The following is a 13,592-nucleotide window of genomic DNA, read 5'->3' on the forward strand; positions in this document are numbered from 1 at the left end:
CAGCCAGTCTACTGGGGCGGCGCCTGTTTCCCGCGCTTGCTGCTGGCTACCCCGTTGCCGGCCCCGCCCTGCTCCCGGCCGCCCGGATACACGGCCGCCAGGCCGGAGCGGGACGTGACGTGGAACTTCGCATAGATCCGGGTTAGGTGATACTGCACGGTCTTGACCGAGACATACAGCTCCGCGGCGGCTTCCTTATTGCTGAGCCCTGCGGCCACGAGGTCTGCCACTGCGGTCTCCTGCTCCGTGAGGTCACCCTGCGGGGCAATGCCACGATGCGCCGCCGCGGCACTCGGCCGACCACCCGCCGTCGTGCGGCTGCCTGCCGGGGTACTGCCGGCCCCGGGCAGGTCCACTCTTCGGCCGCCGGCCCCCGACGGAACGCCGCTGGCACGCATCTCCCGTGAGCACCGCTCTACGTACGCTCCTGCGCCCAGAACTTCGAACAGGTCACGGGCCTCCGTGAGCATGGTGGCCGCTTCACGCCGTTTCCCGGCACGCCGGAACGACTGGCCGTAGGCAAACTTGACGCGGGCACGGGCGTAGGGCATCGGGAGTCCGTCGAGTTGCCGCAGGCCGCCCAGGAAGCTGGCCCGCGCCGCGTCCAGATCGCCGCCGGCAGCGTGGATCCGGCCGCGGACGTAAGCCAGCCGGGCCATTGATGAACGGTGCTGGCGCTGCTCGGCGAGCCGCTCATGGGGGACCAGGAAAGCGTCGGCCTCATCCACCCGGCCGGTCATCACGAGCGCGTTGGCGTAGTGGTCCTGCCAGGGCCAGAAGCCAGGTTCGTCGATGCCGGTGGTGCGCGGCATCCGCAGGATGGGCACCAAGGCCCGGAGGACGCCGTCGTAATCAGCCTTAGTCTCCGCCACCTGGGCCTGGGCGAGGCAGTAGGGCAAAAGCATGACCGGATAGCTGTCGGCCGGTGCGGCACCCTGTTCCAGGTGCCCTGCGGCAGCATCCCAGTCCCCCCGGAGGGCATGGATCTGGGCGCCGGTCCAGTGGATCAGCGGCCGCAGCAGCTCTATTCCTGACTCTTCCTGCGCGGCGGCAGCGGCCTGGACGGTCCGGAGCGCATCATCCCAGGCCCCCAGCGTGAAGTCGGCCCTGGCCAGCCATCCCTGCGCCCAGAGGGCAATGCGCTGTGAACCATGGGCGAAGTCTGTGGAGACGGCTCCGGCGAGCTCGTCCCTGGCCGATTCCACGTCATCCCTGGCCAGGTGCAGCCAGCCCTTGCCCATGTCGAGCCGTAGGCGCTGGGCACCATGCCGGTGTACGTCGTTCTCGTTCCCGTAGCTGCGTTCCGCCTCTTCGTGGCGGCCCATGGCGCCAAGCCCGAGGCCTTCTATGGCCCGCGCTTCGACGGCGGCGGGGCTGTCCGGCGGTGCCAGCCGCCGGGCGCGTTCGGCCCACATCACCAGGTCCCGGCCATGGAAGCGGGCCAGGGCGTGCAGGACCTGGCGCTGGCAGATTCCGGCGGCAGTCTCCGGGGCGGTGGCAGGGTCGACGGCGGTCCATGACTTCTGGAGCAGTGCGTCCGCCTGTGCGGGGCGCCCTCGAAGGATGGCCAGGTAGCCGCGGACGGCATCGCTGAGCGGTCCGGGGGCGAACGAATCCAAAGTGTCCAGCGCGGCCAGCGCCCTGCCCAGGTTGCCCGCGCCCACCATGGCGTCCACGGTGCGGATAACCAACTTTTCCCGTTGTGCCGGCTGGGGGTGCAGGCGCGCGGCCTGGGTGTAGGCCTCAGCAGCCTGACGCCAGGCGCCCTGGGCAGCGAACCCTTCTGCGGTCGCTTCCAGCTCGGCGGCGAGGTCCTCGTCAGGCAGCAAAGCCGCGGCGGCAAGGTGTTTGAGCTTTTGCGCGTCGGAGCCCATGATGCGCGAGGCGGCGGTGTGGAGCTCCGAGCGCAGTGCCGGTCCGAGGTGCTGATAGACGGCGGACCTGAGGACGGGAAGGGGGAACTCGAGCCTGGTTTCGGCGCCGGCCGTGCTCAGCCGCAGCAGCCCCGCGGCGGCAGCAGAGCTGACGGCGGCCACGGCGGCCGCGGCGTCCTGGATGCCGGCAAGGTCCACTGCCAGCGATAGCTGTGAGCTCCTGCCCAAGACGGCGGCCGCCTGGGTCAGCGCCGTGCCGTCGGCAGACAATTCTTTGAGGGCCGCCGCGGTGGACGCGACACAGCTGGTCGGTGCAGGCAACGAATCGTGGCTGGCGTACCAGGCCGAGAGCGGGAACTCGTCCAGCAGGGACCGGATCAGGTGGGGGTCGCCGCCGGTGTGGTCCACCAGCGCGCGCGCCGCCGGCATGCTCAAGCCGGGACCCGACCCGGGACGCCACATCGATTGGACGTCCGCCGGCGTCAGGGGGCCAAGGACTATGGTGTGTGCACCCGGAAACCTCAACAGGTCCTCCAGAGCGGCAGTTCTTTCGTCCTCTTCTGCGTCATGTGGCCTTGTATCGGGAGCCGCCGCGTCACGGGCCGCCGCCTCGTGGGGTGTTGCGTCACGCCGGTCCGGATCCATGGTGAGGATGGTCAGGAGCGGAAGCTGACCTGCCCGGCGAAGTGCGTACAGGAGCGCCCGCAGGGAGCCGGCATCGGCAAGCTGGAGGTCGCTGACACACAGGACCAGGACGTTGCCGGCCGCGCTCAGCGTGTCCATTACGCCAAGGAGCCGGTCACCAAACCCGCTCACCGAACCAGGGCTGCCGTAGCCACGGGGGCCGGTGGCCTGTGGCGCCAGCAACTGTTCAATCGTGCCGAAGGGAAGATGCTGCTCGGACGCCGCACCGGCTGCCCGCAGAACAATGACGTCCGCGCTGGAATCGTGCGCAGGGTTCTGGCCTGGCGGGTTCCGGCCTGGCACGTTCTGCCGGGGGGTGTTCTCACCGCCGGCACCGGTGCGGAGCAACCACTCCAGCAGGCGGGTCTTTCCCATGCCCTTGCTGCCCCGGATGACCGCAACCGAGGGCACTCCGGAACGGGCAGCGCCCAGCAGGCCGAGCAATTGCTTGGCCTGCTGGGCGCGTTCTTCCGCTGCGGGTTGTGCTGTGGTGTCAGACATGGTTCCCAACATTAGCGGACTGGCTGACGGTGTCCGGAGCCGAAGGTGGTGCATCGCGCGGTACTTCGACTGGGGCTTCGGCGCGGGCGGGCGCCGCCTGCGGCCTGCGGACCACCGTGGTCACCAGACCTCCGATAACTGCCACTGCGGCAAAGACCAGGAACGCCACATTGCTTGGGGCCTGCGCGCTGATCAGGAACCCGCCAACCAGCGGCCCCACGATCCCGCCGAGCCGGCCAAATCCGGCGCACCACGCCACACCGGCCACCCGGGCAGGGGTGGGGTAGAAGTTGGACACGAAGCCGTACACCAAAACCTGCGTCCCCAGGCTGCCGACGCCGGCGAAAGCCACGGCTATCAGCAGTACCGGCAGCGGGAAGCTCAGGGTCAGCAACACCAGGGCAACCGCGGCGATCACAAAGGTGGTGGAGACGATGGCCTTGGGGCCGAATTTGTCGGCAAACTTCGAGGCGACCAGGCCGCCCACAACCGCACCTGCGTTCAGGGCCAGCAGGAAGGTCAACGAATAAGTCTTGCCATAGCCATGCTGACCCATGATTTCCGGCAGCCAAGTGTTCAGGCCGTATGTCAGCAGCAGACCGCAGAAACTCATCAGACCCAACAGGATGGTGGGCTTACGGTACGTTCCAGAGGCCAGCGCCGCGAAACCGGCGAGCTGGCTTCCGTCCTTGCGCAGCGCCGGCGGCGGCGTGGCGGTGCGGGACCGCGAAGCTGCCGTGCCGCCGTCGGACGTGTTGCCGTCAGCCTTGGCGCCGGCAGGGGCGCCGCTGTCAGCTGCGCTGCCCGCAGTCAGAGTGCCTTCAAGGGCGATGCCCGTCTTCAGGGAGAGCCGGAGCGCCTCGTCCGTACGGCCGCGCGCAGCCAGCCAGCGCGGTGATTCGGGAAGCTTAAAGAACGCCAGGGGGAACAGGATGACCAGCGGAAGGGCACCGATCAGGAAGAGGCCCCGCCAGTCCGTGAGGCCGTTGAGCACTATGGCCAGCAAGGAAGCAAGCAGTCCGCCCGCCGGCACCCCCGAGTACACAATTGCGTTGTAGAAGTTGCGTTTTCCGGCCGGGGCGAACTCAGCCACGACGGCTCCGGCCGTAGCCACGAGTGCGCCCACGCCGATCCCGGTAAGGAACCGGAGGAAGCCGAAGGCGGGGATGCTCGTGGCCAGGGACGTGAGGGCCATGCCCACCGAGAACCAGACGATGTTGATCAGCATCATCTTGCGGCGGCCGAGGAAGTCGCCCACGGCGCCGGCCGTGAGCGCCCCCACCAGCACTCCCATCAGGGCGTAGCTGCCGAGGGCGCCGGCCTGGGCGGGATCCAGTGCGCCCAACTGGCTCGGGTCCCTCAGGAGGGAGGGGACAACTGTTCCGTAGACTACGAGGTCGTAGCCGTCAAAGAGCAGGGCTGCGGCCGCAATGGCCATCACCCAGCGAACAGTCTTGGTGCCGGTGGCGTCACCGGATATGGGGAGTGCTTTCATTGCGGGCTCCATTGCCTTGGGCCGCGTCGTTGCGGCCGGTGGGTACTGCGCGTGGGTGATGCAAGGGTGGTGGGGATGAACACGGCGCCACCAATGGCGGTGGCGCCGTGTTTTGTGCTCGTCCTGGTGCTAGCCCAGGTCGCCGCCGGCTACGGCAAGCACGCTTCCCGTGATGTACGACGCTTCGTCGGAGGCCAGGAAGGCGATGGGGCCAGCCTGTTCGTCCAAGGTTCCATAGCGCTTCATCAGGGACGAGTCGATGGTCTGGTCCACAATCTGCTGGTACCAGGCCTTCTCCCTGTCGCCTTCCGGCTGCGGGCCGCGCGCCACCTGGCGCGGGGGCGCCTCAGTGCCGCCCGGGGCGGTGGCCACCACACGGATTCCGTGCTGGGCCGCTTCCAGGGCCAGTGCCGCGGTGATCGCTTTGACCCCGCCCTTGGCGGCAGCGTACGGGACGCGGTTGACGCCGCGGGTGGCCACAGAGGCGACGTTCACAATCACGCCGCCCTGCTGGCTGATCATGTGCGGCAGGACAGCCCGGCAGGTCCACAGCGTGGGGAAGAGCGACCGCTGGATTTCCTTGGTGATTTCCTCCGGCCCGTAGTGCTCAAACGGCTTGGTCCAGATGGTGCCGCCCACGTTGTTGATCAGGACGTCGATCCGGCCACGCAGCTTCAGCGCTTCCTCGATAGCGCCGCTGGCACCTTCGTAGGTTTCCAGGTCTGCGGTAACCCCGACGGCGGTGGCACAGTCTGCGGTTGTGCCGGCGAGGTCTGTGGCCACCTCGTGGACGAGCTCAGCGCGGTCCACCAGGACGGTATCGGCACCTTCGGCGGCGACGCGTGCGGCGACCGCACGGCCGATTCCCTGCGCGGCGCCGGTCACTACTACGACCTTCCCCGCAAAGCGCCCCGGGCTGATGAGCCGGGCGCCCGTCATGCTCAAGCGCCGGCCCCGGCAAGGGCGGGAGCCGCCGTCGTGCTTCCCACCGCGAACCGCTCGTAGTAGAAGTTGGCGGGTGTGATTCCCTGTACATCCCAATACTTGCGGACAGCGTCCACCATGGCGGGCGGGCCGCAAAGGTAAACGTCCACGTCGCCGTCGTTCAGTTGCCCGGCGGTGATGTACTGGGTCACGTACCCCTTGTTTGGGGCAGAGCTTTCCGGATCGGCCACGCAGTAGTCAAAGGTGAAGTTTTCGATGGCTGCGGCGTATTGCTGCAGCTTGCCCAGCTCCACGAGGTCCTTGTCGAAGGTGACGCCGTAGGCGAGGTGCACCGGGAATGCGGGAGCTTCATCCAGGCCGTTGGCGATCTTGTCCAGCATGGACAGCAGTGGCGCGATGCCGGTGCCGCCGGCCAGCATCAGGGCAGGCCGTTTGATGTCGCGGAGGAAGAAGCTGCCCATGGGGCCGGTAAGCGGGAGCAGATCGCCCACGGCGGCGCGTTCCTTGAGGTAGGTAGTCATGGCGCCGTCCGGTGCCGTGCGGATGAGGAAGCGCAGCTCGTCCGCTGACGGGCCGCTGCTGAATGAATAGGACCTCACGGCATCGGTGCCCGGGACAGCAAAGTTCATGTACTGGCCGGGCAGGAACTTGAGGTCGCCGCGGTTCTCCACGGTCAGGGTCAGCGCCGCCGTGTTGTCCGCGAACCAGGTGAGCTCCTTGACGGTGCCCTCGAACGTGGTTGCGCCTACCTTGGCCATCTCGGAGGTACCGGCAATCTGGAGCACAAGATCGGTCTCGGGGACCATCTGGCAGGGGAGGCAAAAGCCCTTCTCTGCTTCGTCCTCGGTGAGGGCCTCGTCAATGTAGTCGCCGCCGTCGTACTTGCCTGCCTCGCAGAAGGCCTTGCAGGTGCCGCAGGCGCCGTCGCGGCAATCGAAAGGGATGTTGATGCGGTTTTTGTAGGCTGCGTCAGCAACGGTCTCGTACTTGTTCGCGGTTACAAACCGGGTGACACCATCCTCAAAGCTGAGGGCAATCTGGTAACTCATGGAAACTCGATTCGAATCGGTCGGAAGATCAGACGTGGTAGATGTCCACGATGTGGTGGATGTAGTCGTTCTTCAGGACGACCTTCTTCTTCCTGATGACGGGCTGCGTGCCGGCGTAATCGATCGTGTAGAACGAGGTGCCGAAGTAAGGGTCGATGTTCTGGTAGCGGTAGTACAGCGTGTGCCAGTTGAAGCGGATGTCCACTTGCTCGCCGCGCCAGCCGATGACCTCCACGTTGGTGATGTTGTGGCCGGTCCGCGGCTCGGGGAGGCTGGTGGCGCTGGAGCGGTCCGTCTTAATACGGAACACACGGTCCTCAAGGCCGCCACGGTTGGCGTAGTAGATCAGCGAAATTTCGCGCTGCGGGTCGCTGGTGAGCTCGTCGTCGTCGGCCCAGGCAGGCATCCAGAACTCTGCTTCGGGGTGGTAGCAGTCAAGCCAGCGGTCAAACTCGCGGTCGTCCAGGAACCGCGCTTCGCGGTAGAGGAACGAACGGATTTCTTCCAATGTGGCGGGGACGGTGGTAGCTCCTGCAGCAGCTTTGGCAGCGTCCGGTGTTGCGACGTCGGTGGTCTGGGTCATGGGGTTCTCCTCGGTCTCGTGCCGGACTAGTTCTGGGCTGCAGCGTCGGCTGCTTCGGCCGTTGCAGCCTTGCGCATGGTGTCCACCCAGTAGCCGTGCTGGATCGGGTAGAGGCCTTCGTCTTCAGTCCGGGCGCCGCTGGAGATCGGCTTGAGTCCGATCAGGTCGGCGTTGGCGTCCGCCCCCTGGACCTGATGGGTCACGCCGCGGCTGAGGTCGTTCCACGGCGCTGCGGTGGCCATATAGGTCTTCTGGCAGGAGCGGAATTCCTCCAGGTCATCCGGCGTGGCCATACCCGAGGCGTTGAAGAAGTCCTCGTACTGGCGGATGCGGCTGGCCCGGGCCTCGTCGCTTTCGCCCTTCGGTGCGATGCAGTAGATGGTCACCTCGGTCTTGTCCACGGAGATGGGGCGGAAGTGCCGGATCTGCGAGCCGAACTGGTCCATCAGGTACACATTCGGGTACAGGCAGAGGTTGCGGGAGATGTTGATCATCCAGTCGGCCTTGGCCTCGCCGTACTTCTCCACGAGCTCGTCGCGGCGGTCGAACAGCGGACGGTTGGACGGATCCAGCCATTCGGTCCAGAGCAGGAGGTGGCCGTGGTCGAAGGAGTAGTAGCCGCCCTTCTGCTTGGCCCAGCCGCCGGCGTCCATGTTCTTGGTTTCGTTGGCCGACTCGCCCGTGGTGCGGCGGGCGGTGGTGGCGGCGTAGTTCCAGTGCGTTGCGGACACGTGGTAGCCGTCGGCGCCGTTTTCGGCCTGGAGCTTCCAGTTGCCGTCATAGGTATAGGTGGACGCGCCGCGCAGCACCTCCAGGCCATCATCGGACTGGTCCACGATCATGTCGATGATCTTGGTGGACTCACCCAGGTGCTCCTCCAGCGGCTTGACGTCCGGGTTGATGCTGCCGAACAGGAAGCCCCGGTAGCTCTCGAACCTGGCCACCTTGGTGAGGTCGTGTGAGCCTTCTTTGTTGAACTGCTCCGGGTAACCGGCGTCGCGGGGATCCTTCACCTTAAGCAATTTGCCGGTGTTGTTGAAGGTCCAGCCGTGGAAGGGGCAGGTGAAGGTGGTGCGGTTGTCCGTCTTGCGGCGGCACAGCATAGCGCCGCGGTGGCTGCACGCGTTGATGAGGGCGTTCAGTCCGCCCTGCTTGTCACGGGAGATGATGATCGGCTGGCGGCCGATGTACGTGGTGAAGTAGTCGCCCACGTTGGGGATCTGGCTGTCATGGGCCAGGTACACCCAGTTGCCTTCGAAGATGTGCTTCATTTCCAGCTCGAACAGGTCTTCGTCCGTGAAGATGCTCCGCTTGGCGCGGAAAACGCCATTCTCGTGGTCCTCCACAAGGGCCTGGTCAAGGTGGGCCTGGATGCCCGCCAGCGTCTCTGTCATGTTGGCTCCTATCGGTATCGGGCTGCGTCGCCCGTTTGCCAGGCTGCATTGCCCGGTTACCCGGTTGTGTTGCCCGGGCGGACCGCCGAACGAACGGACGGTCTACTGAATGCAGCCAACTCTGCCAGTGGCGTGGTGCCGGTCACACTAGGTATTTGCCTAAGGTCGGCTAGGTGCATATTCAGACTTTTCACGTCTGAAAATCACGAAATTGGGTATTTGTTGAATACTAAATTGAGGCTTACGCTGGTGAACCAACAGCCCGCAACTGTTGGCCAGCACACACTGCCCACGAAGCGGGGCACCGTGCAGGGCACCACGCAGGGCACGGCAAACAAGAGCACAGAACACAACGAAGGAGCACCCGGAGCATGGAACTGCGTCACCTGCGCTACTTCGTTGTGGTTGCCGAAACCTGCCACTTCGGGCAGGCGGCCGAGCGGCTGCAAATGGCCCAGCCGCCCTTGTCCCAGCAGATCCGGCATCTGGAGGCCGAGCTTGGTATCGAGCTCTTTGCCCGCACCACAAGGAGCGTAAAACTGACACCTGCGGGCGAGTCCTTCCTGTTGGACGCCCAGCGCATTCTCCGCAGCGTTGACGAGGCTGGCCGCCGGGCGCGACGGTTTGCGGACGGCAAGGCCGGAACACTGCGCATCGGACTGACGGGGACGGCGTCATACACCCAGCTGCCCATCCTCGCGCGGCTCGTTAAGGAGCAGCTTCCGGACGTGGTGCTGGATATCCGCACGGAACTGCTGACGCCAGCCATCGAACTGGCACTGGTTTCCGGCGAACTCGACGTCGGCGTGCTCCGGCTGCCGGTCCGCGATGCGTCGCTCGAAATGCGTCCCATAGCGCGCGAACCTTTCGTGGTGGCCTTGCCGGAGGGGCACCGCCTCGCAGCTGCCGAGAGCTTGTCCGTGGGCGAACTCCGTGCGGAGGACTTCATCATGTACCCGTCCGGTCAGTCCGTGGTCCACGATGCAGTGGTCCGCGCTTGCCGGGCAGCAGGCTACTACCCTCGTGTGGCACACGAATCGGCCAAGACGTCCACGCAGCTTTCCCTGGTCGCGGCCGGCCTCGGCGTCGCCATCCTCCCTGAATCCGTCCGTGGCATCGCGCTCGCGGGCGTCCAGTACCGGGCGGTGACAGGAGCGGACGACGTCGAGCTGGCGCTGGCTTGGAGCCGCACCGCGGATTCGCCAGTGGTCGCCTCATTCCTCGGCATGCTCGAGGACAACAACATCTTTCTTGACTCGATCCACTCCGGGAGCCTGCCGTGAAAATTACGTCCATCGAGGCGATTCCGTTCGCCATTCCCTACGTGAAGCCCCTGCGGTTCGCCAGCGGAGAGGTGCACACCGCCCTCCACGTGCTGGTCCGCGTCACCAGCGATGACGGGATTGTGGGAGTGGCCGAGGCGCCGGCGCGGCCCTTCACCTATGGTGAAACGCAGGAATCCATTGTGGCCGTCATTAAGACACTGTTCGCGCCCCAGCTCGTCGGGATGTCCATCCTGGACCGCGAAGCGATGCACGCCGTGATGAACAGGACGGTGGGCAATCCCACTGCGAAGTCGGCAGTGGACATGGCTGTCTGGGACGTTATCGGAAAAGCCTTGGGGCAGCCCGTCACGGCGCTGTTGGGCGGCTTTACCGACAGTATGCGCGTCAGCCACATGCTCGGCTTCGCCGAACCGGCGAAGATGGTGGCCGAGGCCGAGCGGATGCGCAGTACCTACGGGATCACTACTTTCAAGGTGAAAGTTGGCCGCCGGCCGTTCGGACTGGATGTCGACGTTTGCCGGGCCCTCCGCGAGGAGATGGGCGGGGACATCGAACTGTACATCGACGGCAACCGCGGCTGGACGCCGTCGGAATCCCTCCGTGCACTGAACGCCATGGCGGACCTTGACCTCACGCTCGCCGAAGAACTGTGCCCGGCGGATGACGTTCTGGGCCGCAAATGGCTCGTTGACCACTGTAATGTCCCGTTTGTGGCGGACGAGAGCGCCACGAAACCCGGCGAAGTAACCCGCGAACTGCTCAGCGGTGCGGCGAACGCCGTCAGCATCAAGACGGCACGGACCGGTTTCTCGCACTCCCAGCGTGTGCTGTTCCAGTGCGACGGCCTGGGTGCCGAAGTGGTGATGGGCAACCAGATCGACGGCCAGATCGGCACCCTGTGCACCGTCACGTTCGGTGCCGCGTTCGAATCCACCACCCGGCGCGCGGGAGAACTGTCCAACTTCCTGGACATGAGCGATGACCTTCTGACCGAACCCCTTGAAATCATGGATGGCCGCCTGTCCGTCCGCCAGGTCCCCGGCATCGGCCTCGACATCGACGCCGGGAAGCTGGCGAAATACCGCCTCGACCAAGGCAACTGAAACCCCTACCCCAACCAAGCGCCGGCACTGCAGCCGGCGCCGGACCATGAAAGCGAGTCTGTTATGACAAACAACCTGACCGAATTTGATGCCAAGGCAGCAGAGTCCGGAAGCGCGGCCACAGAGCGCTTCCGCGAGAGCGGCAAGACGGCCACCATCGAGGTTCCCAAGGAGCGCGTATCCCTCCTGGCGAACGAAGTCCTCGGCGCTGTCTACGACGCCATCCGCAAGCACAAGGTGACCTACGACGAGTTCAACGCCCTCAAAGCCTGGCTGATCAGCGTGGGCGAAGACGGCGAATGGCCGCTGTTCATGGACGTCTGGGTGGAACACGTGGTGGAAGAAGTCTCCACCGAGGACCGCGAAGGCAACAAGGGCACCATCGAGGGCCCGTACTACATTCCGGGTTCCCCGGAATTTGAGACGCCGGCAACCCTGCCGATGCGCGAGGACGAAGGTGGAACGCCGCTGCTGTTCCAGGGCCAGGTCCGTGCCGTCGACGGAACGTCCCTGGCTGGCGCCAAGGTGGAAATCTGGCACGCGGACGACAACGGCTTCTACTCCCAGTTCGCCCCCGGACTGCCCGAGTGGAACCTGCGCGGGGCCGTTGCGGCCGACGCCGAAGGCAACTTTGCGCTAAACACCGTGCAGCCGGCCCCGTACCAGATCCCCACCGACGGTGCCTGCGGCAAGCTGATTTCTGCGGCCGGCTGGCACGCCTGGCGCCCCGCACACCTGCACCTGAAGGTGTCGGCACCCGGCCACCAGCTCCTGACCGCCCAGCTCTACTTCGCCGGCGACCAGCACCTTTCCGATGACATTGCTTCGGCCGTCAAGCCGGAACTGGTTCTGAGCCCTACCGAGCGCGGCAACGGGGCAGGCAACGAGGTCACCTATGACTTCGTTCTGGACGCAGTCCGCGCCTAACCCGCCAGGACACAAAAGTACCCGGCTCTTATGAGCCGGGTCCTTTCGTGTTAATAGTGAATAGGTTAACAATAATGGCGGATTGAGGCATGCCTGCGGGTTAGAAAATGCGCAGGGTGTAGTTGACGCTGGGCAGGTCCAAAGAGGACCAGGGTTGGTCGGAGGTGACGGGCGGGGTGTGGCCGCGGCCATCACGCAGGAGCGCTGAGACGGTGGCGGCGAGAACGACGAGGAGCAGGACTACCAGGGCGATTCCGAAGATTTCCATGACTCAATGCTGCTCCGGCGCATGCTCAAGAAACAGTGGCAGAAATGCCCAGAAAGCTCGAATTTCTGCCATGATGGAATCATGCTGAAATCAGTGGCAGTCATCGTTGTCCCCAACTTCTCGATCTTCGAGTTCGCCACCGCGTGCGAAGTGTTTGGCATCGACAGGTCGGGACGCGGCAGTAATGTCCCCGCGTTCGACTTTCGGGCCTGCACGCCAGAACCCGGAAACGTCCGCTTGAAATCAGGCCTCTCCATGAACGTCCCCCTGGGTCTGGATGCCACGGCGGATGCGGACCTGGTGATCATGACGCCGTACGGACGCGATGAGGATGTTCCGGAATCCGTGCTGGAGGCATTGCGCGCCGCGCACGCCAGGGGCGCCTGGGTCATGTCCATCTGCTCCGGAGCCTTCGCCCTGGCCCGTGCCGGACTTCTGAACGGGCGGCGTTGCACCACGCATTGGCACTATTCCCATGAGCTCGCAAGCCGGTACCCGGAAGTGCAGGTCGATGAAAACGTGCTCTATGTTCAGGACGCCAATCTGATCACCAGTGCCGGCACCGCGGCAGGGATTGATGCCTGCCTCCACCTGGTGCGCGTTGAGCTGGGCGCCAACGTGGCCGCTGCCATTGCGCGGGACATGGTGGTGCCGCCCCACCGCGACGGCGGCCAGGCTCAGTTCATCGACCGGCCCATGCCTCCTTGTGGATCGGCGCCGATGGAAGAGCTGCTGCGCTGGATGGTGCAGAACCTGGAGCAGGAGCACACCGTCGTTGAGTTGGCGTCACGCGTGCACATGTCAGCCAGGACCTTTGCCCGCCGCTTCCGGTCCGAAACTGGGGCCACACCTGCTGCCTGGCTGAACTCGCAGCGGGTCCTCCGGGCGCAGGAGCTGTTGGAATCCACTGACCTCAACATCGACGAAGTTGCCCGGGAATCGGGCTTTGGCCACCCAGTCCTGCTCCGGCATCACTTTGCCAAGGTGCTGGACACCAGCCCGCAGTCCTACCGTCGGGCGTTCCGGGGACAGCTGGTCACGGCAGGGTAGCCGGCGACGCAGCTCAGCAGTGGCCGCGCCATTAGGCCGGGGACGGCCCTTGCGGTCCCGGATTGTCTTGCCGTGTGGGGCTGTCCTCGGAGGCCGCCCGGGTGCTGTCCACCAGCACACGCCATGGTCCTGTGACAGCCTGCTCCGGCAACGCCGCACGGCGCTGGCCGGCCCGGATCGAATAGATGAATCGGTCGGGCTGGTTGCCTTGTACCTCCGAGGCCGCAGCGCTGACGGTCTTGGGTACCGCGTCCCAAGGGCATGCTTCCACAATGGGTTGCCACTGGCTTTTGGCGCTCGCGGTCTGGGCGTGCACTGTCCATACGCGGGTCAGGGCTGCGATGCCGCCGCTGCGCTCCACACTGATCTTCATGACCTGGGTCCTGGGCTTTCCTGCAGCCTGGCCGCCGGCTCGCGGCGGGCAGGCGTTCAA

12 protein-coding genes are annotated in these 13,592 nt (G+C 65.5%); 4 read left to right on the top strand and 8 right to left on the bottom strand.

What is annotated here, in order from left to right; translation table 11 throughout:
• Window positions 1-8: 8 nt before the first annotated feature.
• From AC50YA_RS01105 to benA, 6 genes are all read right to left on the bottom strand, one after another.
• On the bottom strand, window positions 9-3,059 hold the full coding sequence (locus AC50YA_RS01105) for a helix-turn-helix transcriptional regulator (RefSeq protein WP_494980554.1): 3,051 nt from the start codon (window positions 3,057-3,059) through the stop codon (window positions 9-11).
• Window positions 3,052-4,554: an MFS transporter gene (locus AC50YA_RS01110; protein WP_494980555.1), complete on the bottom strand. Its 1,503-nt coding sequence runs from the start codon at window positions 4,552-4,554 to the stop codon at window positions 3,052-3,054. Before AC50YA_RS01110 ends, AC50YA_RS01105 begins: the two co-directional genes overlap by 8 nt.
• A 129-nt stretch (window positions 4,555-4,683) precedes the next feature.
• A complete protein-coding gene (locus AC50YA_RS01115) occupies window positions 4,684-5,493 on the bottom strand; it encodes a 1,6-dihydroxycyclohexa-2,4-diene-1-carboxylate dehydrogenase (protein ID WP_494980828.1) in 810 nt (269 codons plus the stop codon).
• 2 nt (window positions 5,494-5,495) lie between these two features.
• Entirely contained in the window at window positions 5,496-6,548 is a 1,053-nt protein-coding gene (gene benC / locus AC50YA_RS01120) for a benzoate 1,2-dioxygenase electron transfer component BenC (protein ID WP_494980556.1), read from the bottom strand.
• A 28-nt stretch (window positions 6,549-6,576) separates the two neighbouring features.
• Window positions 6,577-7,131, bottom strand: coding sequence for a benzoate 1,2-dioxygenase small subunit (gene benB / locus AC50YA_RS01125; RefSeq protein WP_494980557.1), 555 nt, complete (start codon window positions 7,129-7,131; stop codon window positions 6,577-6,579).
• 26 nt (window positions 7,132-7,157) lie between these two features.
• Window positions 7,158-8,525 (bottom strand): benzoate 1,2-dioxygenase large subunit, encoded by a 1,368-nt coding sequence (gene benA / locus AC50YA_RS01130; RefSeq protein WP_494980558.1) that lies wholly within the window; start codon window positions 8,523-8,525, stop codon window positions 7,158-7,160.
• 371 nt (window positions 8,526-8,896) lie between these two features.
• Here benA and AC50YA_RS01135 point away from each other — a divergent pair, with 371 nt between their 5' ends.
• From AC50YA_RS01135 to catA, 3 genes are all read left to right on the top strand, one after another.
• Window positions 8,897-9,808: a LysR substrate-binding domain-containing protein gene (locus AC50YA_RS01135; protein WP_494980559.1), complete on the top strand. Its 912-nt coding sequence runs from the start codon at window positions 8,897-8,899 to the stop codon at window positions 9,806-9,808.
• Complete coding sequence (locus tag AC50YA_RS01140; protein WP_494980560.1) at window positions 9,805-10,914, top strand: mandelate racemase/muconate lactonizing enzyme family protein; 1,110 nt, start codon at window positions 9,805-9,807, stop codon at window positions 10,912-10,914. Before AC50YA_RS01135 ends, AC50YA_RS01140 begins: the two co-directional genes overlap by 4 nt.
• Before the next feature lie 63 nt (window positions 10,915-10,977).
• Window positions 10,978-11,841, top strand: coding sequence for a catechol 1,2-dioxygenase (gene catA / locus AC50YA_RS01145; RefSeq protein ID WP_494980561.1), 864 nt, complete (start codon window positions 10,978-10,980; stop codon window positions 11,839-11,841).
• Window positions 11,842-11,941: 100 nt separating this feature from the next.
• Here the strand turns inward: catA and AC50YA_RS01150 are convergent, their stop codons facing one another.
• Window positions 11,942-12,109, bottom strand: a complete 168-nt coding sequence (locus AC50YA_RS01150) for a hypothetical protein (protein WP_494980562.1) — start codon at window positions 12,107-12,109, stop codon at window positions 11,942-11,944.
• 81 nt (window positions 12,110-12,190) lie between these two features.
• Here AC50YA_RS01150 and AC50YA_RS01155 point away from each other — a divergent pair, with 81 nt between their 5' ends.
• Complete coding sequence (locus AC50YA_RS01155) at window positions 12,191-13,159, top strand: GlxA family transcriptional regulator (protein WP_494980563.1); 969 nt, start codon at window positions 12,191-12,193, stop codon at window positions 13,157-13,159.
• 31 nt (window positions 13,160-13,190) lie between these two features.
• Here AC50YA_RS01155 and AC50YA_RS01160 read toward each other — a convergent pair whose 3' ends face one another.
• Window positions 13,191-13,532, bottom strand: a complete 342-nt coding sequence (locus AC50YA_RS01160) for a protealysin inhibitor emfourin (RefSeq protein ID WP_494980564.1) — start codon at window positions 13,530-13,532, stop codon at window positions 13,191-13,193.
• Window positions 13,533-13,592 lie beyond the last annotated feature (60 nt).

Source organism: Pseudarthrobacter sp. RHLT3-21 (assembly GCF_059383495.1).

What these genes read in the sequence shown, in the direction of transcription:
- benC (WP_494980556.1), bottom strand. Translation starts at nt 6,548, where the DNA reads ATGAGTTACCAGATTGCCCTCAGCTTTGAGGATGGTGTCACCCGGTTT.
- AC50YA_RS01160 (WP_494980564.1), bottom strand. Translation starts at nt 13,532, where the DNA reads ATGAAGATCAGTGTGGAGCGCAGCGGCGGCATCGCAGCCCTGACCCGC.
- benA (WP_494980558.1), bottom strand. Translation starts at nt 8,525, where the DNA reads ATGACAGAGACGCTGGCGGGCATCCAGGCCCACCTTGACCAGGCCCTT.
- AC50YA_RS01150 (WP_494980562.1), bottom strand. Translation starts at nt 12,109, where the DNA reads ATGGAAATCTTCGGAATCGCCCTGGTAGTCCTGCTCCTCGTCGTTCTC.
- AC50YA_RS01115 (WP_494980828.1), bottom strand. Translation starts at nt 5,493, where the DNA reads ATGACGGGCGCCCGGCTCATCAGCCCGGGGCGCTTTGCGGGGAAGGTC.
- AC50YA_RS01105 (WP_494980554.1), bottom strand. Translation starts at nt 3,059, where the DNA reads ATGTCTGACACCACAGCACAACCCGCAGCGGAAGAACGCGCCCAGCAG.
- AC50YA_RS01155 (WP_494980563.1), top strand. Translation starts at nt 12,191, where the DNA reads ATGCTGAAATCAGTGGCAGTCATCGTTGTCCCCAACTTCTCGATCTTC.
- AC50YA_RS01135 (WP_494980559.1), top strand. Translation starts at nt 8,897, where the DNA reads ATGGAACTGCGTCACCTGCGCTACTTCGTTGTGGTTGCCGAAACCTGC.
- AC50YA_RS01110 (WP_494980555.1), bottom strand. Translation starts at nt 4,554, where the DNA reads ATGAAAGCACTCCCCATATCCGGTGACGCCACCGGCACCAAGACTGTT.
- catA (WP_494980561.1), top strand. Translation starts at nt 10,978, where the DNA reads ATGACAAACAACCTGACCGAATTTGATGCCAAGGCAGCAGAGTCCGGA.
- benB (WP_494980557.1), bottom strand. Translation starts at nt 7,131, where the DNA reads ATGACCCAGACCACCGACGTCGCAACACCGGACGCTGCCAAAGCTGCT.